At 38.8% G+C, this 22,525-nt stretch carries 17 protein-coding genes; 11 read left to right on the top strand and 6 right to left on the bottom strand.

Features of this window, described 5'->3' with window-relative positions:
* Positions 1–242: 242 nt before the first annotated feature.
* Positions 243–1,340 (top strand): glutamate 5-kinase, encoded by a 1,098-nt coding sequence (gene proB / locus H4J62_RS02780; RefSeq protein WP_182214595.1) that lies wholly within the window; start codon positions 243–245, stop codon positions 1,338–1,340.
* Between the two features lie 30 nt (positions 1,341–1,370).
* Here the strand turns inward: proB and H4J62_RS02775 are convergent, their stop codons facing one another.
* From H4J62_RS02775 to ilvC, 3 genes are all read right to left on the bottom strand, one after another.
* Positions 1,371–1,766 carry a Fis family transcriptional regulator gene (locus H4J62_RS02775; protein ID WP_182214593.1) on the bottom strand — a complete coding sequence of 132 codons (396 nt, stop codon included), beginning with the start codon at positions 1,764–1,766 and terminating at the stop codon, positions 1,371–1,373.
* Positions 1,767–2,051: 285 nt separating this feature from the next.
* Entirely contained in the window at positions 2,052–2,369 is a 318-nt protein-coding gene (locus H4J62_RS02770; RefSeq protein ID WP_070375377.1) for a pyrimidine/purine nucleoside phosphorylase, read from the bottom strand.
* A gap of 124 nt (positions 2,370–2,493) precedes the next feature.
* Positions 2,494–3,978, bottom strand: a complete 1,485-nt coding sequence (gene ilvC / locus H4J62_RS02765; RefSeq protein ID WP_182214592.1) for a ketol-acid reductoisomerase — start codon at positions 3,976–3,978, stop codon at positions 2,494–2,496.
* A gap of 199 nt (positions 3,979–4,177) precedes the next feature.
* On the opposite strand from ilvC, the gene ilvY reads away from it, so the two are divergent.
* Positions 4,178–5,056 carry an HTH-type transcriptional activator IlvY gene (ilvY, locus tag H4J62_RS02760; protein ID WP_070375379.1) on the top strand — a complete coding sequence of 293 codons (879 nt, stop codon included), beginning with the start codon at positions 4,178–4,180 and terminating at the stop codon, positions 5,054–5,056.
* 123 nt (positions 5,057–5,179) lie between these two features.
* Here the strand turns inward: ilvY and H4J62_RS02755 are convergent, their stop codons facing one another.
* Entirely contained in the window at positions 5,180–6,703 is a 1,524-nt protein-coding gene (locus H4J62_RS02755; RefSeq protein WP_182214590.1) for a YifB family Mg chelatase-like AAA ATPase, read from the bottom strand.
* Between the two features lie 501 nt (positions 6,704–7,204).
* On the opposite strand from H4J62_RS02755, the gene ilvG reads away from it, so the two are divergent.
* The 8 genes from ilvG (at position 7,205) to H4J62_RS02715 (ending at position 17,373) form a co-directional block, all read left to right on the top strand.
* Entirely contained in the window at positions 7,205–8,869 is a 1,665-nt protein-coding gene (ilvG, locus tag H4J62_RS02750) for an acetolactate synthase 2 catalytic subunit (RefSeq protein WP_070377107.1), read from the top strand.
* 1 nt (position 8,870) lies between these two features.
* A complete protein-coding gene (gene ilvM / locus H4J62_RS02745) occupies positions 8,871–9,116 on the top strand; it encodes an acetolactate synthase 2 small subunit (RefSeq protein ID WP_070375381.1) in 246 nt (81 codons plus the stop codon).
* Positions 9,117–9,231: 115 nt separating this feature from the next.
* A complete protein-coding gene (locus H4J62_RS02740) occupies positions 9,232–10,158 on the top strand; it encodes a branched-chain amino acid transaminase (RefSeq protein ID WP_070375382.1) in 927 nt (308 codons plus the stop codon).
* Between the two features lie 236 nt (positions 10,159–10,394).
* On the top strand, positions 10,395–12,257 hold the full coding sequence (gene ilvD / locus H4J62_RS02735) for a dihydroxy-acid dehydratase (protein ID WP_070375383.1): 1,863 nt from the start codon (positions 10,395–10,397) through the stop codon (positions 12,255–12,257).
* A gap of 35 nt (positions 12,258–12,292) precedes the next feature.
* A complete protein-coding gene (ilvA, locus tag H4J62_RS02730; RefSeq protein WP_070375384.1) occupies positions 12,293–13,864 on the top strand; it encodes a threonine ammonia-lyase, biosynthetic in 1,572 nt (523 codons plus the stop codon).
* Positions 13,865–14,001: 137 nt separating this feature from the next.
* A complete protein-coding gene (locus tag H4J62_RS20285; protein WP_259364914.1) occupies positions 14,002–15,435 on the top strand; it encodes a DUF418 domain-containing protein in 1,434 nt (477 codons plus the stop codon).
* Between the two features lie 235 nt (positions 15,436–15,670).
* Entirely contained in the window at positions 15,671–16,441 is a 771-nt protein-coding gene (locus H4J62_RS02720; RefSeq protein WP_070375385.1) for a response regulator, read from the top strand.
* Between the two features lie 209 nt (positions 16,442–16,650).
* A complete protein-coding gene (locus tag H4J62_RS02715) occupies positions 16,651–17,373 on the top strand; it encodes a helix-turn-helix domain-containing protein (protein WP_182214588.1) in 723 nt (240 codons plus the stop codon).
* 60 nt (positions 17,374–17,433) lie between these two features.
* Here the strand turns inward: H4J62_RS02715 and H4J62_RS02710 are convergent, their stop codons facing one another.
* A complete protein-coding gene (locus H4J62_RS02710) occupies positions 17,434–17,682 on the bottom strand; it encodes a ubiquinone biosynthesis accessory factor UbiK (protein ID WP_070375387.1) in 249 nt (82 codons plus the stop codon).
* A 186-nt stretch (positions 17,683–17,868) separates the two neighbouring features.
* Here H4J62_RS02710 and rep point away from each other — a divergent pair, with 186 nt between their 5' ends.
* Positions 17,869–19,890, top strand: a complete 2,022-nt coding sequence (gene rep / locus H4J62_RS02705; RefSeq protein ID WP_070375388.1) for a DNA helicase Rep — start codon at positions 17,869–17,871, stop codon at positions 19,888–19,890.
* Positions 19,891–20,971: 1,081 nt separating this feature from the next.
* Here rep and H4J62_RS20280 read toward each other — a convergent pair.
* Positions 20,972–21,610 carry a PEP-CTERM sorting domain-containing protein gene (locus tag H4J62_RS20280; protein WP_259364640.1) on the bottom strand — a complete coding sequence of 213 codons (639 nt, stop codon included), beginning with the start codon at positions 21,608–21,610 and terminating at the stop codon, positions 20,972–20,974.
* Positions 21,611–22,525 lie beyond the last annotated feature (915 nt).

Below are 22,525 nucleotides of genomic sequence, written 5' to 3'. Positions count from 1 at the left end.
GAGAAAGGCGTTTTAGGCGTCTATTATTGATATTTTAGAATGAGGTAAAAAACACCATCTTGTTATTTCAAGTTAAGTAACTCGCCATTTCTTAAGTTTTAAAGGATATAAATACCGAATTAATTCGATATAACAAGTCAACAGGCTAAAAAGGATAAACTCATCTATATTATGGCAAAAAGTTGATTGCAAATTACCTGCATATCGAGGCATGCTATGGGCTGGATCATAGGGGAACAACAATGAATTTTAATCGTGCGGTAATTAAAGTAGGCAGTGCTTTAGTTGCACCAGACAATAAGGGCTGTAGTGGTAAGTATATTCTTGCTATTGCTCGTTTTATTACCGAATGCCAACAGGCAGGTAAAGAAATTATTATCGTTTCATCGGGCAGTGTTGCTGCAGGACGACAATTAATTAAGCACGGCTCTCCCGTACCCTCTATTCCCACTAAACAAGCGATGGCATCTGTTGGGCAAATGAAAATGATGGCGAATTGGCAGCGATTTTTTGATGTTCCTTGTAGTCAGTTACTCATTACCCATGGAGATTTAAAAGATCGCCAGCGCTACATCAATATTAAAAACACCCTACGCATTTTATTGGAAAATGGTGTTATCCCTATTGTTAATGAAAATGACACGGTCGCGACCGATGAATTGAAAGTCGGTGATAACGATAATTTAGCCGCCTTAGTCGCTTTAGTGAGTGAGGCTGACTGCTTATTCATCTTAAGCGATATCGACGGTGTTTATGATCAAGACCCGCGTGAAAACCCTAAGGCAAGGTTACTCCCTGAAATTCACGAAATTACCGCTGAAATTCATGCCATGGCTGGAACAACAAATAACGTTATTGCCACCGGTGGTATGAAAACAAAAATTCAGGCCGCCGAAAAAGCGGTTGAAAATGGCATAGAGACTTATATTTTAAATGGTAGTCGTAGTGAAGTTTTTCAACAGATATTAAAAGGTGAAAACCCAGGTACACATTTTAGTGCCAAACAAGCGGCGACAAAAGCACGCAAACACTGGTTAAAACATACCTTAAAAAGCAGTGGAAAAGTACATCTTGATGCGGGTGCAGTGCATGCTGTGGTTAATGAAGGTGCTTCGCTATTACCCTCAGGTGTCAATCAAGTTGACGGTGACTTTGTCGCTGGAGAGTCTGTTGATATTATTGACGCACATTCTAAAAAGCTGATTGCTAAAGGTATTTGCCAATACAGTCAACGAGATTTGTTGCGTATTATGGGGTGTAATAGTGAACAGATAATCACTTTATTAGGCTGTTGTCCCAGTAAAGTGATTATTCATCGTGATGATATGGTTGTTTTATAAGGCTAGGTAACGGGGTAATTAACTGAGGCTCTAGCGGCCAAACTGTTTACTTTGTGTTGGCTTTTGCTTAGTCACTCTTAATTTTAGACGTTCAGGCCATTGACCACTATGGTCACGTAAGCAAGACTCTTCACTATCTAAATGGACATTGTGGCGAACGTTTTTTAAGACAATACCCACTTTGAGTAACTGCTTTTGAATGACATCACGCAAGTGATCATCAACTTTTTGTTCTTTCGCTGCAATCACTTCTGCATCGATATCGAAAATACAGGTCACCACTAAACTTGCGGGAAAATTAGTGTAATTAGCACGGTGGGTTAACCAACAGAAACCATCAACTTCGTTAGTGAAGTCTTCGCAGGCTAATTTAAGTGCTTTACAAACATTATTATCGATTTTTTGCGTGGTTTTATTGAGTTTCATTATTTATATTCAGCAATGGCTATTAAAGATGATTTTTTCATTAAATGAGTATTATTGATAGTAAATCAGCAATGTTTTTAGTGGCGAGGTGTTAAATAAGGTTTAGCGGTTATCGGCAAGAGCGAGTTAAATTATAATGATAACTTAACGTTAAATGTCGAAGTCCGTTTTAAGAAGGTGTCACTTTTAAGGTATCAGTGAGTTTTTGTCGATAAGGGTGACTTAAGCTAATGATAAGCACCTCCATTATCTTCGGAGGTACTGTTACAGCCAATAGATGTGGCTTTATGCTGCTATATAAGAACAGCAATAATCAGCTAACGTTTTTACTTTGATATCAAATTTAGCATCGGCGTCGACATAAAAGTGTCCACCTGCAGAAATGCTTTGCCATTGCGTCTCATTAGGTAATAATATTTCAACCTCACCAGCGATAATTTCCATCAATTCTTTTTCTGCCGTAGCAAAGGTATACTCGCCAGGCATCATAATGCCTAAGGTTACTACTGAACCATCTGCTAGCGTTACTTTTCTGCTAGTTACGTTACCGTCAAAATAAACATTAGCGGCCTTGGTCAGTGTTACATTCTTTAATTCTGTCATGATAATTTTCCTCTTTGATATAAAATAAAGCGCTGCAGTGTAGCACTTGCTGGCCAGAAAATAATACCATTAGACTCTCTGGCCTAAGTGTTTACCTTTAGTGACCTACAACGCTCGTTTTATTTTATTGATTTGACTCTACAATGCGTTTCATATCTGTCATGTAACCACGTAATTTTTTACCTACGCTTTCGACACCATGGCTGCGAATTGCTTCGTTAACTTCAATTAAGCGTACGTTATCAACACCATTAGAGCTTTCTTTTAAGCCTTCACCTAATTCTTCAAGTGACAATTTGCTGGCGAAATCGCTAAGTAAAGGTTGTGCAGCATGGGTAAATAAATAGTTACCGTATTCAGCGGTATCTGAAATGACTACGTTCATTTCGTACAATTTGTTACGGGCAATACAGTTAGCAATTAACGGTGTTTCGTGTAATGACTCGTAATACGCTGACTCCTCAATGATACCCGCAGCAACCATAGCTTCAAAGGCTAGTTCAACACCGGCTTTTACCATAGCAACCACAAAGATGCCTTTGTCGTAGTATTCTTGTTCGGTAATTTCAATGTCGCAATCAGCTGCTTTTTCAAAAGAAGACTCAGCTGTTTCTTCACGCCATTTTAATAAGTTCACATCATCATTTGCCCAATCTTCCATCATAGTGGAAGAGAAGCGACCTTCGATAATGTCGTCCATATGTTTTTCAAATAACGGACGTAAGATGACTTTTAATGCTTCAGACATATCAAACGCTTTAACTTTAGCAGGGTTTGATAAACGGTCCATCATATTGGTAATACCGCCATGCTTTAAGCCTTCCGTTGTTGTTTCAATGCCGTATTGTAATAGCTTACGTGCATACGCAGCATCCATACCTTGCGCAACTAACTGCTTATGGCCAAGTACTGCAGCGGTTTGCAACATGCCGCATAAAATAGTTTGCTCGCCCATTAAGTCAGACTTCACTTCAGCAATAAATGATGATTCAAGTACGCCGGCACGATCGCCACCAGTAGCTGATGCGTAAGCCTTAGCTATTGCTAAGCCGTTACCTTGTGGATCATTCTCAGGGTGAACAGCAATTAAAGTAGGTACACCAAAACCACGTTTGTATTCTTCACGTACTTCAGTACCCGGACATTTAGGTGCAACCATGACTACAGTGATATCTTCACGAATTTTCATACCTTCTTCAACGATATTAAAACCGTGTGAGTAGGCTAAAGTTGAACCCTGTTTCATATGAGGCATAACAGCAGTAACAGCAGAGGTATGTTGCTTGTCTGGTGTTAAATTAAGCACTAAGTCAGCTTGTGGTATTAATTCTGCGTATGTACCTACGGTAAAACCGTTCTCTGTCGCCCATTGCCAAGATTGACGTTTTGATGAAATGGCAGCTTCGCGTAATGCGTAAGAGATATTTAAACCTGAATCACGCATGTTCAAACCTTGGTTTAGCCCTTGCGCGCCACAACCGACAATGACAATATTCCAGTCTTTAATAAAATTACAGCCATCGCTGAATTCTTCACGCTGCATAAAACGACATTTGCCTAACTGACCTAATTTTTCGCGTAAACTTAAGGTGTTAAAATAATTGCTCATTGGGTTATCCTTTTGTCTCAAATCGACTCAACGTAATGCTGGCGATGTGATTATTTAATGGCTTTATCGGTCTTTCCGACGATGGAGTTATCATAGCGCAAGATTAATGTTGCTTAAAATGATATATTCGCAAGGTAGTGTTGCATAAAGTGCAACGATTGGTGGGTAAAATGTTGTCAATGAATGGTAAGAGTAAATAATGGATCTTAAATCGTTAAAAATGTTTGTGCATTTAACCCACAGTCTTCATTTTGGGAAAACAGCTGAAGCGCACCATGTCAGTACTTCTACCTTAAGTCGAATTATTCAAAGGCTGGAAGATCAGTTAGGTTGTTTGCTATTACATCGTGATAATCGTTCAGTCGTGTTAACTGAAGCAGGCATGTTATTTTATAAATATGCCGAACAGCAACTTGAACAATGGCAATTATTGCAATTGTCGCTCGACCAAAAGCAGGCTGAACTACAGGGTAAACTTCACATTTATTGTTCTGTTACTGCCGCTTATAGTCATTTACCACCGCTATTGGAACGCTTTCGCCAACAACACCCGCTAGTTGAAATTGTATTAACGACCGGTGATGCTGCTGATGCCTTTGACCAAGTACAGCAAAAGTTGGTAGATTTTGCTTTTGGTGTAAAACCTGAAAGCTTATCAAGAATGTTTTATTTTCAGCATATTGCTACTGTGCCGTTGGCCGTTATTGCACCAACGATGGCTTGTCGAGTTCAGCAACAATTACAAGACGAAACAATTATTTGGTCTGAAGTACCGATTATTTTAGCTGAGCATGGTGCGGCGCGTAAGCGTTTTGAACTTTGGTATCGTAAAAAGCAACAAGGTAAACCCAATATTTATGCAACAGTTTCGGGTCATGAAGCGCTTGTTAGCATGGTTGCTTTAGGTTGTGGTGTCGGCATGGCACCAAAAGTTGTTGTTGAAAATAGCCCGGTAAAAGACCGGGTTCAATATTTACAAAATGTTGGTGATATTGAGCCGTTCGACCTCGGCATTTGTTGTTTAAACCAAAGTCGAGAACAAACCTTAGTCAAAGCCTTCTTTGAGGCAATTAAATAGTCTCAGCAACCGCTTTATCGCTAGAGAATAGCCATTGTTATTGGCTAGAAGGCTTTTTGATCAGATACTAATGCCAGATATATTCAATATGACGACTTTAATCTTATTAATTGTGATGTCCGGTTAAAAAGAAACAGCATCGGTTAGGTGTCTCAGTAATCGGTCCATTGCGCGATAAGACAGCGCTTCAATGATATGTTCATGTTGAATATCTTCAATACTATTCATGTCTGCCAAGGTGCGCGCTATCTTTAATATTTTATGGTGGGCGCGGGTAGACAAACCAAGTTTTTCAACGGCAAGCTCTAAAAACTCATGCTCATCAGTACTCAGTTTGCAAAATATCCGTGTTTCAGCACTCCCTAAGTGAGCATTTGCTTTCCCTTGCCGCTGTAATTGTAATTCTCTACACAGCGCAACCCTTTTCTGTATTTGCGCAGAACTTTCATTGTTATGATCATCCTTTGCCCACATACCCTTGGGTAAACGGGTCACCTCAATTTGAATGTCAATTCGGTCAAGAAAAGGCCCCGATAGGCGATTTAAATAGCGTAGCACTTGTTCAGGTGTGCTGCGGTTATCATTGTAAAATCCGGTTGGGCTAGGATTCATCGCAGCTACTAATTGAAATTTTGCTGGAAAGGTTTGTTTGTACATTGCTCTAGAAATGGTAACTTCGGCTGATTCCATGGGTTCACGTAAAACATCGAGCACTTTACGAGCAAATTCTGGTAATTCATCCAGAAATAATACGCCATTATGCGCCAATGAAATCTCTCCCGCTTGTGGTTGGCTGCCACCACCAACCAGTGCCGCAGAAGAAGCCGTATGATGGGGAGCGCGAAAGGGGCGAGTTAACCAAGATTTATGATTGATTTTTTGATGGCTAATCGAAGCGATAGCTGCAGCCTCTAACGCTTCACTTTCGCTCATTGGTGGTAATATTCCAGGTAAACGGCTCGCTAGCATGGTTTTGCCCGTACCGGGTGGCCCAATAAAAAGTAGATTGTGCGCGCCACAAGCGGAGATTTCTAGAGCTCTTTTTGCCAGTGGTTGGCCAATAACATCAGCAATGTCTTTACTAGTAGGCACTTGATAATGCTCTACTGCTTTTGCAGACACCAAAGGTAGCGAGCGTTGCTTTAAAAAGTGTGGGTATAATTGACTTAAATGTTCTATTGATAAAATATTGGCCTGCTTAACCCAACTCGCTTGTTCAGCATTTTGTTTAGGAATAACTAAGGTTCTTTTAGCGTTAGCGCAAGCAATTGCCATTGGAATTTCACCAATAATTTCACGCAATTCACCGGAAAGCGCAAGTTCGCCAGCAAACTCATATTGGCTTAAATCTGTATTAGGCAGTTGCTTACTGGCAACCAAAATACCAAGCGCTATCGGTAAGTCGAAGCGACCTCCTTCTTTAGGTAAATCAGCAGGGGCTAGATTTATGGTAATTCGCTTTGCGGGGAACTGATAACCACAATTGATGATAGCGCTGCGCACCCGATCTTTTGATTCACGTACCGAGGTTTCTGGTAAACCGACAATATTAAATACCGGCAGTCCATTGGCTAAATGCACTTCGACAGTGACAAGGGGAGATTCAAGCCCAACCCGGGCTCTGCTATAAATACAAGCTAAGCTCATAACAAATCCATTTAGTTAGCATCCTGTAAGTTAAGTTTAGGCAGGATTTATCTAAAGTGCTAACGCATCATATAACTAAATTATTTATTTCAATTAAAAAACGCTAGTAAAAAAACTTGCACTTAATATTAGAGCTATGGTACTAATTTAAATAGGCAGCGCAATAGTCAACAAATTTAAAAGTTTTTCATTTTGTTTTTATAAAGAATCAAGGTAATTGAATAAACATGCAAAAATTTAGTTCAGTGATTATTAACATTCTCGTCGTGGTGATTATTAAATCATCGCGAGGTTGTTTGTTGAGCTAAGAAAAACTAAAGCAAAAAACAAACCCTCGCTCCGAAAGGAACGGGGGTTTTTTTATAGATAAAGATGAAAATAATGATGGTCAGTTTTAATATCAATATTTTATATCAATAAATCATACCAACTCAGCGCAAAGGAGAAAGCTCAAACTAACGGTTATGCAAAATGTATTCAGTTGGGTGGGTTAAAAAAAAGATGACAAGTGAAAAGAAACAAACAGGCGGTTCATTACTTTTTGACGTACTTCAGCAGCACGGTGTTGAGCATGTTTTTGGTTATCCTGGTGGCGCTATAATGCCAATTTATGATGCACTTACCGACAGTGACATCCAACACTTCTTGTGTCGTCATGAGCAAGGTGCGGCATTTTCAGCAGTAGGTTATGCAAGAGCATCCGGTAAAGTAGGGGTTTGTTTTGCGACTTCTGGACCGGGGGCAACTAATTTAATTACTGGCCTTGCTGACGCCCTTGCCGATTCAATTCCTATTGTTGCCATAACTGGACAAGTTGCTACTTCGGTGATGGGCTCTGATGCTTTTCAGGAAATCGATATTTTTGGTTTATCACTCGCCTGTACTAAGCATTCTTTTCAGGTAACAGATATTAATGATCTTGAAAAAGTTTTACATCAAGCCTTTGCTATAGCATTGGAAGGGAGACAAGGTCCTGTTCTTGTCGATATCCCAAAAGACATTCAAATTGCGCATGTGGTTAGCCAAGGCAGTGTAGTTTCAACCTTGAAAAATAAAGTTAATTTACCACCGGCTAATGTTGGTTCTGCAATCGCTATGCTTTGTCATGCAAAACAGCCTGTTTTGTATGTGGGTGGCGGTGTAGGTATGGCAAACGCGGTCGATGAATTACGCGATTTTATTGATATTACCCATATACCGAGTGTTTCAACATTAAAAGGTTTAGGTGCTATTTCGCCTAATAATGAAAACTATCTTGGCATGTTAGGCATGCACGGCACTAAAGCGGCAAACTTAGCGGTACAAGAAAGTGATTTATTGGTGGTTGTTGGTGCACGTTTTGATGACCGAGTTACTGGGAAATTAACTGAGTTTGCGCCCCATGCGAAAGTTATTCATTTTGATATAGATACAGCCGAGATTAATAAACGCCGAGCCGCTGATTCAGCGATCTTAGGTGATTTAAAAACTAATTTACCTGCCTTATCGATTCCTTTAGAAATCAAAAGTTGGCAACAAAAATGTCAGCAAATGAAAGCTGATTTTTCTTGGGATTATAATCATCCTGGCAGCACTATTTTTGCACCAGCGGTACTTAAAGAGTTGAGCGATAAAATGCCGCTAAACAGTTGTGTTACCACTGATGTTGGTCAACATCAAATGTGGGCGGCACAGCATATGTCATTTGATCACCCTAGTAACTTTTTAACCAGTGCTGGAATGGGCACCATGGGCTTTGGCTTACCTGCCGCGATCGGTGCACAAGTTAGCCGACCAACAGATTGTATTATTACTGTTTCAGGCGATGGCTCTATCATGATGAATGTGCAAGAACTCTCAACAATAAAGCGTTTTCAGTTACCGGTAAAAATTGTCCTCATTGATAATGCCAAATTAGGTATGGTCCGCCAATGGCAAGATTTATTTTTTGATGGACGTTTAAGTGAAACAGATCTTTCTGATAACCCTGATTTTGTCATGCTTGCAAATGCATTTGACATTAAAGCTAAACAGATAAGCTCTAAGGCAGAGGTTTCTGAGGCGATTGAAGAGATGTTAGCGCATAACGGGCCTTATCTTTTACAAGTTAAAATAGATGCCGCAGATAATGTTTGGCCACTAGTTCCACCCAATACAGCCAATGATAAAATGATGGAGAGTACTTAAGATGAATCATTATCAATTACGTATAAAGGCTGATGATAAGCAAGTGGTGTTAGAGCGTATTTTACAAGTCACCCGCTACCGAGGCTTCCTAATCGAAGGCATTAAGGCGCGAGTTAATACCGGTACAAATATCGGCACTATAGAATTAATGGTGCGAAGTGAGCGACCTATTTCACTTTTAGTTGATCAAATTAATAAACTGATTGATATCAAAGACGTCAAGGTAGACAAAAATACCACGAAGTAATGTCGCTCATAACCAGTTATAATAATTGCGCAACAAGCACCCATAAAAATTCAGAGTTGGTTGGGTAATTAAACTACAGCTAACTCGTTAAAAATATTATAAATTAGGAAGAAAAATGGCTAAAGTAAATGCAGAACTAATTTGGTTTAATGGTGAACTCATGCCTTGGAAAAATGCTACCGTGCATGTAATGAGTCACGCTTTGCATTATGGTTCCTCGGTATTTGAAGGTATCCGTGCTTATGATACTCATAAAGGTACGTGTATTTTTCGTTTAGAAGAACATATTAAACGTTTATTTGATTCAGCAAAAATCTATCGAATGAATATCCCTTTTACCCAAGAAGAAATTGTTCAAGCCTGTAAAGATGCCGTTGCTGAAAATGGTTTAGCTTCTGCTTACTTACGTCCGTTGGCTTTTTTGGGTGATATCGGTATGGGGTTACGTCCACCTATTGATGCAAAAGCTGATGTAATGATTGCTGCATTTAGTTGGGAAGCTTACCTAGGCGCTGATGCTATTGAGAATGGTGTAGAAGTTGGAGTGTCAAGTTGGAATCGATTAGCACCTAACACTATGCCAACAGCAGCAAAAGCCGGTGGTAATTACCTTTCATCACAACTGATTTCAGCTGAAGCTGCTCGTCATGGTTATGCTGAAGGTGTCGCACTTGATATCAATAATATGGTTAGTGAAGGAGCCGGTCAAAACTTATTTTTGATCCGCAAAGGTATTCTTTATACCCCTCCTGGAACGGCTTCGATTTTACAAGGTTTAACCCGCGATACTGTATTTTTTCTTGCAGAACAATTGGGTTATGAAGTACGTGAAGAGCCAATTTCTCGTGAGTCATTGTACTTAGTTGATGAGTTCTTTATGTGTGGCACAGCAACGGAAGTTGTACCAGTAAAATCAGTGGACGGAATGCTTGTCGGTAATGGTACCCGTGGACCGATCACTAAAGCTATTCAAGAAGCATTTTTTGGTATTTTCAACGGAACGACTACTGTTCCTGATAATTGGTTAGATCCTGTTAAATAGCGGTAATAAAAGCAACTCGTTGTCATTACCACTTTATCGGCATCGGCAATACTCGCTTCTCGCGATAAGCCCGTTACGCCTTCTTTGCTAAAGTGGCAAATGTTGAAGAGTTGCTATCACCGTAAACTATAAATAAAACCGATAAGGTTTTATTTTAAGAGCTTCTTGGAACAGTAGCTTTCAAAATAAAATTTTTCACAATATTAATTCACATTATCAATTGGAATGTAAATATCATGCCTAAATTAAGATCTGCAACTTCTACTCAAGGCCGTAATATGGCTGGGGCTCGTGCTTTATGGCGCGCAACAGGAATGACGGATAATGATTTTGGCAAACCAATTATTGCGGTTGTTAACTCCTTTACTCAGTTTGTACCCGGTCATGTTCATTTAAAAGATATGGGACAGCTTGTTGCCGGCGCTATTGAAAAAGCGGGTGGTGTCGCTAAAGAATTTAATACCATTGCGGTTGATGATGGTATTGCCATGGGTCACAGCGGTATGCTTTACAGTTTACCTTCGCGTGATTTAATTGCCGATTCGGTTGAATATATGGTTAATGCGCATTGTGCTGATGCTATGGTCTGTATTTCAAACTGTGACAAAATCACGCCGGGTATGTTAATGGCGGCTATGCGCTTAAATATTCCAGTGATTTTTGTTTCCGGTGGTCCAATGGAAGCTGGTAAAACTAAGCTTTCTAACCAAATTATCAAACTTGACCTTGTTGATGCGATGATCCAAGGTGCTGACCCAAAAGTCTCTGACGCGCAAAGTGACCAAGTTGAACGTTCGGCTTGTCCTACTTGTGGCTCTTGTTCGGGTATGTTTACCGCAAATTCAATGAACTGTTTAGCAGAAGCGTTAGGTTTAGCACAACCGGGTAACGGTTCAATGCTTGCAACCCATGCTGACCGTGAACAACTGTTCTTAAACGCGGGTAAAGAAATTGTTAAATTAACTAAGCGCTACTATCAAGAAAATGACGAGTCGGCGTTACCACGTAATATTGCTAACAAAGCGGCGTTCGAAAATGCCACTTGTTTAGATATTGCTATGGGTGGTTCAACAAATACCGTGTTGCATTTAATCGCTGCTGCGCAAGAAGCCGATATTGATTTCACCATGAAAGATATGGATCGCTTATCAAGAGTTGTCCCGCAGTTATGTAAAGTTGCTCCTTCTACACCTAAATACCATATGGAAGACGTACATCGCGCTGGTGGTGTCATTGCAATTTTAGGTGAATTAGCTCGAGCTAATTTATTAACCATGGACATCAAAAACGTACTGGGTTTAACACTTGATGAAATGCTTGAAAAATACGATATAACGTTAACTAAAGACCAAAGCGTGATCGACTTTTTCCGTGCAGGCCCCGCAGGCATTCGTACCACGAAAGCTTTTAGTCAAGATTGTCGTTGGGATACTGTTGATGACGATCGTGAAAACGGCTGTATACGTTCACTTGAACACGCGTATTCATTAGAGGGTGGCTTAGCGGTATTAGCCGGTAATATTGCCCCTGATGGTTGTGTTGTTAAAACGGCGGGTGTATCAGATGATAATTTAGTCTTTACCGGTCCAGCTCATGTTTTTGAAAGCCAAGATGATGCGGTTTCAGGTATTTTAGCGGGCAAGGTTGTTGCTGGCGAAGTGGTTGTTATTCGTTACGAAGGCCCTAAAGGGGGTCCTGGTATGCAAGAAATGCTTTACCCAACCACTTACTTAAAATCTATGGGGTTAGGTAAAGAATGTGCCTTATTAACCGATGGCCGTTTCTCTGGTGGTACTTCTGGTTTATCTATTGGCCATGTTTCTCCTGAAGCTGGCAGTGGCGGTATGATTGCCTTAGTTGAACAAGGTGACATTATTCATATCGATATTCCTAATCGCGATATTACATTAAACGTCAGCGAAGCAGTTTTAGCTGAACGTCGCACTAACATGGAAGCAAAAGGCAAGGATGCTTGGAAACCACTTAACCGTGTACGCCCAATTAGCTATGCCTTGAAAAATTACGCAATGTTAGCAACAAGTGCTGACAAAGGTGCTGTACGTAACCGTGATTTACTTGACGGTTTAGTTGGGGCGTAAGGTGAATTTCTTGATGACCTTTTGGAATAAATATAATGACTGAAGCTGAACAGCAAGCTTTAGTGCTTGCGAAAGAAACTCAAGAACAAGGGCTCGACTATTTACGAAGAATTCTATTGGCACCCGTTTATGATGTTGCTATAGAAAGTGAATTAACATCATTAACTAAGTTGTCATCACGTTTAGGCAATCAAATTTTCCTTAAACGTGAAGACCAGCAACCGGTTCATTCTTTTAAGATCCGTGGTGCTTATAATAAGCTTGTTAATTTAACTGAAGAGCAGTGTATTCATGGGGTGATTGCCGCTTCTGCCGGTAATCATGCTCAGGGCTTGGCACTTGCAGCAAATAAGCTCGGTATTAAAGCCACGATTGTTATGCCAATAACAACACCTGATATAAAAGTTGATAATGTACGTCGTTTTGGCGCCGAAGTGCGTTTAGTCGGTAAAAGTTTCAATGAAGCGCAAGTTGCTTCATTAGATTTTGCCCGAGATGAAAATAAAACAATAGTTCCTCCTTTTGATGATATCGATATTATCGCTGGACAAGGCACGGTTGCCAAAGAACTTTTACAGCAGCACCCAAAAATTGACGTTGTTTTTGTTCCAGTCGGTGGTGGCGGTTTACTAGCAGGTATGTCGGTTTATTTAAAGCAACTACGACCCAATATAAAAGTTATCGGTGTTGAAGCAGAAGACTCTGCTTGCTTGAAAGCCGCTATGGAAGCCGGTAAACCGGTCGACTTAGAACAAGTGGGACTGTTTGCTGATGGGGTTGCCGTAAAGAGGATTGGTGAAAACACCTTCAATGTCATTAAACATTATTGCGATGACGTGATCACGGTAACAACCGATGAAATTTGTACTTCTATCAAAGACATCTTTGAACAGACGCGCGTGATTTCAGAACCTGCTGGCGCATTGTCACTGGCGGGCTTACAGAAGTATTGTAAAACCAGTGCTGGAGATGAAGCATTAGTTGCTATTCTGTCTGGCGCTAATATGAATTTTCACACGTTACGATATATTTCAGAGCGATGTGAATTAGGTGAGCAAAAAGAAGCGGTGCTCGCAGTAAAAATTCCAGAAAAGAAAGGTAGTTTTAGAACCTTCTGTCATGCCTTAGATGGACGAGTGATCACTGAGTTTAATTACCGTTATGCAACAAAAGCCGATGGCAGCCATAAAAGTGCTAATATTTTTGTAGGTGTTAGAACCAGTGGTGAAGATGATCGAAATCACTTACTGTCGCAGTTAACTAAAAGAGATTATCGAGCAACAGATCTTACTGATAACGAATTAGCTAAACTTCATGTCCGCTATATGATTGGTGGCCAAAACTCTTCACCAACGCCAGAGCGTATTTTTCGTTTTCAGTTTCCTGAATATCCAGGCGCATTGGAAAAGTTCTTAGATACCTTAGGTGAGCATTGGAATATTACTTTATTTCATTACCGTAATCATGGTGCGGCTTTCGGTCAAGTATTAGCTGGCTTTGAAGTGAAGAATGATGACCAGCTTGCCTTTTTTAATCATCTAAAAGATTTAGGTTATGAGTGGCAAGAAGAAACCGAAAATAAAGCCTATCAAGCATTTTTAAATTAAATCGAGCGATTATTTAAATAACCTTTACTGATCATATACTAAAGCCACTTTAATTGAAGTGGCTTCTTATATTTTATACTTTTCAATTGCAGAAAAATTAGTTTATTCTATATCCATAAAAACTATATGGACAATTCATGATGCAAGTAAGCCAAGAAGATGAATCGGTAATACCCCCCTCTAAGTTAAAACCCTTGGATAAACATAAACGTGTTGATGCCTTAGATATTTTACGCGGCCTAGCTCTCGTTGGTATTTTATTGATGAATATTGAATGGTTTAACCGTGCAATTATTTCTTTAGGCGGACACGATACAACATTAACTGGTATTGACCATGCAATTGGTTGGTTAATTCGTTGTTTTGTTGAAGGTAAATTTTATAAATTATTTGCCCTTATCTTTGGAATGGGCTTTGCTGTTATGTTGTTACGTGCCAAAGATGCAGGTCGACCCTTTGGTGCTTGGTTTGTTCGTCGTATGTTGGTATTGCTGCTCATCGGTATAGCCCATATGATTTTTTTATGGGGCGGTGATATTTTACACCAGTACGCTATCGCGGGTTTAATCCTATTAGCTTGGGTTACCTATAAAAAAACAGAAGACCCAAAAGCTTATTTAAAACTAGCCTTAATGTGGCTAATGATCCCTCTTTTTCTGGTGAGTTTTTTGGGTTCTATATTGGGCATGGTTTTTAACGAGTCTAAGTATCAAGAAATATGGCAAAACGACCTTGATATATATACAGCAGTTGAACAGCAATTACTGACAAATACTGATGTTATATTAGAAAAGAACGATGCTATTGATAGTGAAGAGTCTAGTGCTGAAGAAGCTATACTTACCGATGAAGAACTGAGAGAAATCACTATTGCTGAAACTATTGAGCAACGTAAAGCATTACAGGCGGATATTGCTGAAGAAGATAGTGCCTTTATGCAAAATAGTTATTGGCAAGCTACAGAATACCGGCTTGGCTTTCTGGGATTTATGTTGATGTTCACGCCTATTATGTCGTTGTTCGTTTTAATACCAATATTTATCTTAGGTTTTTGGCTGGTGGTGACAGAAAAAATAACCAAACACCAAGAGCATCATAAATTTTTTAGTCTCTTGGCTAAAGTCGGTTTATGCGTTGGTATTCCATTAAATGTTGCTAGCATCTTAATTATTCAACACCCTGCCGCAGCTATTTCAGTCGTGCTGCAAGGTGTTGGGCAAACACTTTTTTATATCGGCCAATATTTACTTTCGGCAGGATATTTAGGTCTCGTTGTTTGTGCGTTAAACAAACAAAAGTGGCAGCAGTTTTTTGTCGCATTTTCACCCATGGGGCAAATGGCATTAACCAATTATTTAATGCACTCAGTTATTTTAACGAGTATCTTTTATGGTTATGCGGGAGGGCAATACGGTGAGATATCAAGAGCACCGCAAATGCTTATTGTTATAGCCATTATAGTGACTCAAATAATATTATCTAAATGGTGGTTAAACCGCTACCGCTTTGGTCCCATGGAATGGTTATGGCGTAGCCTAACCTATAAACAAATGCAGCCAATGAAGTTGTAACCTGCGGTAGATTTAAGCGAGTTTACCTTTAAAAGTTAACAAGCAGCCATTGGCTGCTTGTTACATAAAGAAGATAGATTAACTTGTTTTATTGTTTACTTTAATGACGACAATTCTCTTTGTTTAGCAGAAGCAGTTAAGCAAAGAAGAGCCACCGGGTAATATAAGTTTACTTAGTGAAACTCTCAGGTATAGTAATTTATAATTAAGTTTTACTAATGCGAGTGAGTTTTATATGACCCAAAAAAGATTGCTCGTTGTTGAGGACAGTAAGTCAATTGCGCTAGTTATTGAAAAAATTGCTGTTTCCTTAGGATATTCCGTGACCATCGCTCACACCTTTGCTCATGTTAAAGTGTTGCTCGCCCAAGAGCATAGTTTTTTCTTAGCGACGCTTGATTATGGTTTACCTGATGCGCCTAATGGTGAAGTTGTTCCCTATATTGTTCAACACAATATTCCCAGTATTATCATGACGGGCCGAATTGATGACGCTACACATAAGAAATTACTTAACCAACCCATTATTGATTACATTACAAAAACGAATGCTCAGGCTTATCATTACTTACTTCGAATCCTTCATGGTCAACTTCATAACCCAAAAATTGGTGTTTTAGTCGTTGATGATTCTTTAGCCTCAAGAAATCATGTTTGTCAGTTACTTAAACGAAGAAACTTTACAGTTTATGATGTTGAAGATGGTACCAAAGCAATTAAAAAGCTTGAGGAGCAACCAGATATAAAAATTGTGATCCTTGAGCAAGATTTAACCGGGGTGAGTGGCTTAGAATTAGTACATAAAATTAGAGCCAAACACCCAATTAATGAGTTAATCATTATAGCGGTAGCGAGTTCAGAAAAGAGTTTTCAATCAGCACGATTCATTAAAAATGGTGCCGATGATTTTCTACGAAAACCTTTTTGTCCCGAAGAATTCTATTGCCGCGTTATGCTAAATATTGAGAAGCTACAATATATTGAGAAACTAAAAGATATCAATTAAATTAAGTTTATCCTTAAAATAAAAAAGCAGCCGGTGGCTGCTTTTTTATGGGTAAGCAATGACAATAAACATTTATGTCAAATAACCCTAACAACATTTCTATATTCAACAATATTCTTAAATATTCACCTTTATATTATTGCAGGAATAACCAAGAATAAGTCTGCTGTCGACGGCATTTTAATACTTAATCTAAAAAGGAAAAGCAAATGACGCTTGGTGAACAGTTAAAAAAACTTAGAAATGAAAAAGCATTAAGTCAGCCTGATTTAGCTGATTTAACGGGAATAGAGCAATCTTATTTATCAAAGTTAGAAAATGATAAGTCAATGCCATCAAATGATATTTTTAGAAGGTTATTAGCCGCTTATGAGTTATCTTTAGCTGATTTTATAGCTGCATTCGACAGACGCTACGCTGAGTCTCAGCTTAAGCAAATACCTGATATAGAGCATTGGTTAAAGCAGCAACAGCAATCACAAATGTTAAATCAAAGGCGTTATCTTTATATATGCAGTGCACTGATTGTCCTTGCGCTTACTTTATTCTATGTCGGACAAAGTAAAATATTGTTTCCAGAGGTACAGTTTGGATACTATTCTCAAGGCGTTGTTTTAGCGGGAGAGCCAAAAGATATATTTGATGATTGGGAGAAGATGATCCCGCGAGAAGATGTAAAAAACCAGCTTTACTATAAAAAGAAGATGGAGATGACACAACGTAAGGACGAAAAATTCATATTGTCTGAGAAATTCTTAGGGAAAAACTATGTAGTAACATTACCAAAAGGTCTTCGGCTTTATCGTGCTGATAGTGAAAAAATGATTGCTCAGCCAATAAATGCATGGCTACGAATAGCGGGTGTATTCTTGTTTTTCATGGGAATTATGGGCTTTATTTTAGAGCGGCGTATATATAAAATAGTCACTTAGTCATACTCTTAGAAGCGATAAGTTAGTTGTACCGATAATAACTTATCGCTATTTGTGACTTTATTCAGCTAACTTAGTTTCGATTTCAGCGAGCTTATTTTCTAACTCAGCCAGTTTCTGACGTGTTTTTAATAATACTTGTGTTTGAACATCAAACTCTTCACGAGAAACTACGTCAAGCTGTGTTAATTTTCGTTGTAACACCACTTTGGTTTTTTCTTCAATATCTGCAGCTATATCTTTGAATTTAGGTGGAATTGCATCAGAAACTTGTTTGGCGATTTCTTCAATCTTTTTAGCGTTAAACATAATCATTATCCTTAGTTCATCAATGAGCTCATTGTAATGTATTTAATGGTTTTGCCAATGGCTAATTTATTAACTACAAGATATTTAACAATGTAGAGTTTGACCTGTGCGCGGGTATATACGATATAGAGCAAACAAGGTAAAATCATCGCCCTGAAAATCTAATTATCTGAAAAACTGAACACTATGAAACTTAACCCCGGACAAAATGAAGCGGTAAAATATGTTACTGGCCCCTGCTTAGTCTTAGCCGGCGCGGGTAGTGGTAAAACAGGGGTTATCTGTAAGAAAATTGCTTATCTTATTGAAAAATGTGATTACAAAGCTCGTAATATTGCGGCAGTAACCTTTACCAATAAAGCCGCACGAGAAATGAAAGAACGTGTGATTAAGATGATGGACAAAAGTTTAACGCGAGGTCTCACCGTTTCGACTTTTCACTCGCTGGGTCTTGATATTATTCGTAAAGAAATTAAAACCTTAGGTTATAAACCCGGTTTTACTTTATTTGACGACCAAGACACGTTGTCTTTATTAAAAGAATTAACACATGATGAGCTTGATGGTGATAAAGATTTACTGAGTAAATTACAGAGCATGATTTCCAATTGGAAAAATGACTTAATGTTACCTGATTCCGCGATAAAAATGGCTGGTGATGCAGACACCACGATGTTTGCTGAATTCTACCAGCTCTATCAAAAACATATGAAGGCCTATAACGCGCTTGATTTCGATGACTTAATCTTAATCCCTACCTTGTTGTTAAAAAACTTTCCTGACGTTAAAGCACGCTGGCAGAAAAAAATTCAATACTTACTGGTTGATGAATATCAAGATACCAATGCCAGCCAATATGAGTTAGTAAAATTAATCGCGGGTGAACGGGCCTTGTTAACGGTTGTTGGTGATGACGATCAATCTATATATTCATGGCGTGGTGCAAAACCGCAAAATCTTGTTTTACTTGGAGAAGATTTTCCGCAACTTAAGTTGATTAAGTTAGAACAAAATTACCGCTCAAGTGGTCGTATTCTTAAGTGTGCCAATACTTTAATCGCGAACAACCCTCATGTTTATGACAAAGCGTTGTTTAGTGAGTTGGCTTATGGCGTTGAACTGCGCGTTATTCAAGCAAAAAATGAAGAGCATGAAATTGAGCGAGTGGTCGGTGAATTAATTGGTCATAAGTTCTTAAACAAAAGTAAATTTAAAAATTATGCGATCTTATATCGTGGTAATCATCAATCGCGCTTATTAGAAAAAGCATTAATGCTTAACCGTATTCCTTATAAGATCAGCGGTGGGACTTCATTTTTCTCACGCAGCGAAATTAAAGACATGATGGCATTTTTACGTGTTTTGGTGAACCCGGATGATGACAATGCATTCCTAAGAATAGTTAATGTACCACGCAGAGAAATTGGACCCACGACACTAGAAAAACTGGGTAATTACGCCAATATGCGGCAAATCAGTATGTTCGCCGCTAGTTTTGAGTTGGGGCTTGAACAGCATTTAACCGGTCGTGGTTTAGTACATGTGCAAAGGTTTACTCGTTGGTTAGTTGAAACTGGCGATCACGCGGAGCGAGGTGATACGCCTGCCGTGCTTAGAGCGATGATCCGTGAAATAAATTATGAAGACTGGCTGTACGACACTTCGCCTAGCCCAAAAGCAGCAGAAATGCGCATGAAAAACGTTACGCAACTTTTTAGTTGGGTAACTAATATGCTTGAAGGGGATGATGAAGAAGAGCCTATGTTATTGCCAGCCATTGTAACCCGCTTAACCTTGCGCGATATGATGGAACGTGGCGAAGATGAAGACGATGCTGACCAAGTACAATTAATGACACTACACGCTTCTAAGGGGCTAGAATTTCCTTATGTCTTCTTGATTGGCATGGAAGAAGGTTTATTGCCACACCAAACAAGTATGGACGAAGGTAACGTTGAAGAAGAGCGTCGATTGGCTTATGTGGGAATTACCCGTGCGCAACGTGAATTAATTTTTACTTATGCCAAAGAGCGCCGACAATATGGTGAAGTTTCTCGCACCGAAGCGAGTCGATTTTTACACGAATTACCGCAAGACGATTTAAGTTGGGAGCTAACAGAAACTAAAAAAAGCCAAGAGCACAAAGACAAAACCACTAAAATGGGTGTGGCGAATTTGCGTGATATGCTCAAGAATAAAAATAAATAAGTACTTTTTTATGTTTTGGCTAAAGGTAACTAAAACAAAAAATTTCAATTAAGCCCGCCATTAATGATTATAAAATAACGCCTCTTTGCTTCAATGAGGCGTTATTTTTTATTAACAATTAGCCATGAAAATTAAAATAATCTTACAAAGTTAAACAAATGAAATACAAAAACTGAACAGTTAATGTTTTGTATTTCATTATAATTAATCTACACAAAGTTCGACCTCTAACTTAATAAAAGCTGATAAGTCTTTTATTGGTCAAACTTTTAATGAAAAATTAATTATATGGATATCGCAGTTGATGAGTTTAAAGAAAGTGCTGTTGAGTTGTTTTATTTGTATTTCCGTCAGTTCATGTGCATTCGTTCCTTCTTCTTCACCTGACCAGCCTTACTATTATGACTGCGATATGGTGACAAAAAAACTAACCTTAAAATCCACTCAAATGGGGGAGCTAGGAGATTGTGACAATGGCGGTATAGCGGAATGTATCATTATGACGGGTATTTTGAGTACAGCAATCTTGATTGTTTCTGGCAGTGTCGTTTTGTTAGGTAATACTTTGCATTGGTCAGAATATAAGTTGAAATGTTAGACATACAATAAGGTCATCTAAAATTAAAATAGCTCAACAGATATAATTTATTGTTGGTAGTTTTCCTATTCATTATTTTACGGGTTTGTAAAAATAACTTACGCGCTTTGTGAAAGCGAGTAACGCATAAATTACAACGTCCACTTCAAGTTCATTGCTGCCTTTGGTACTTCACCTATTAACGCTAACTAATGCCACAAACCCGACCTAATTTAGTCGTGAATTAATCACCATAAATAGTCCGCTTAGCCACCATTGCAGACACTCGACAGTGATTATCTTGTGGTTAAAATCAAGAATTAGGCTCAAATAGTGCTAATGCTTTAGTGGCAATCGTCAGAAGTCTCTGTTCATATGGCATAATAAAGGATCCTATGGTGATGGTTTTATGATGAAATAACTTGGTTTACCAATCACCAGAAACAAAAAAAACACCAATCATGACAATTGATGTTTTCTAGAATCAAGTTTTAAAAAACTGGCTTAAGATTGTTTCTTAAATCGACGTGATGCTAAACCAATAATTCCTAATGCAAAAATAGCTAGTGTTGATGGTTCGGGAACGTCAACTTGATTGTTATTACGAACTAACACGTACCGCTGCCAAACGTTATTACTGTTTAAATTTGTGTTCAGGCCTGAACGCCAACCTCCATTCACACTGTCTCCGTTGTTTCCGGCATGCCACGAAATCCTCAAGTCACCACATGCGGAATCAGAGCGACACACTGTGTCCGCTGAATTCTGTGATATCGACGACGTGTCTGCGAACCCGAGAGATGACGAATTTCTGTACCAATATGCGTCATCAGCAAATAGTGTAGTGTTTTGAGACGTGATTGTATTAAGAACTGTAGTAGAAGTAAATGCAAATAAGTCGTAAGTCAGACTGCTTGAAAAACTAGAAGAAGCCAACGCAACCGTGCTCCCAGGTGCTATGCTTCCTAATACGCCTGCATAATCAAAAGAACTTCCATAGCCGCCCTGATACACAACATTCCAATCATTGTCTGCCACGAGTTTTGAATAATCCGAAATGATTCCTGCATTTGCGACAGTAACTAAACAGCTAACCGCGACTATTCCGCCAGCAATGAAGCTACTTAAAGATTTATTTTTCATATTGATATTCCTTTTAAACAGTTTTGGAAAAAATCCTAAAAGTGAAACGACATCACTTACACATATCTATGCATAAATCACACCAATTAATTAATATCTAATTATTTCAATTGGATAAATAAAATAAAGCCTCGCGACATACCTTGACTGTAAAAGAGTCTGACACAAAAAACTACAGATAAATTATCAAGTTCAAACCTCCTAAAACAGCCATTTCAGTTATCTAGTTAACTAAAGTTCATTATTGCTAATTATCATTCGTCACATCAACAACGAGACAAGCCAGTTAAAATCTCACATTGCTTCCACCTAGCAGCTGACTTTCAATCAGTTAGCTTGATATGTCATTCGTTGGTATTACTACAAGCCCAAAATCTTGATTTCAAATAATAAAGCGTCTATTTTCATACCAATTAATTAGCATAAAACAAGTGGTAAAATTTAATTTAGGCGTACTAATGGTGCTTTAGCTTTCACTGTTAACATCCAAAAATTGAATTACACTGTCGGCTTTGAGGTTTAAAGCGTACCTTAGCTATAACGATGTTGTAGCTTCCGCTAAGCGCACAGAGTGATCGTTAATAATTCAAATTGACTGGCAGCAATGGTGGTAAAAAGGACTGTTTTTAGGGTTAATTAAGGCCAAAACAGGTAGGTTTTGGCATTAGTCGTCGTTAAAGGTAGTTATGTTAGCAATTATATTGTCGGTTAGCGGCCTTTAGAACACTAGTAGTTAAGACCTCAAATAGGCACAAAATAATAATGTTTGTCGTCTCAAAAAATTTATTTCGTCTCAAGCCGATAACGTCAACTTAGATTTAGTCCTCAAACGGATATCTCCTGAAGTAATTATCTCAGCTTAGATTAATGTTAGATAACCTCATTACTGATATCTACTCAGACAGTTGAAGCAGG

The sequence above is a fragment of the Colwellia sp. BRX8-5 genome, from assembly GCF_014077325.1.
Classification (GTDB): domain Bacteria; phylum Pseudomonadota; class Gammaproteobacteria; order Enterobacterales; family Alteromonadaceae; genus Colwellia_A.
Note: the sequence above shows the minus strand (reverse complement) of the source record. Positions and strands in the feature narration are given on the sequence as shown.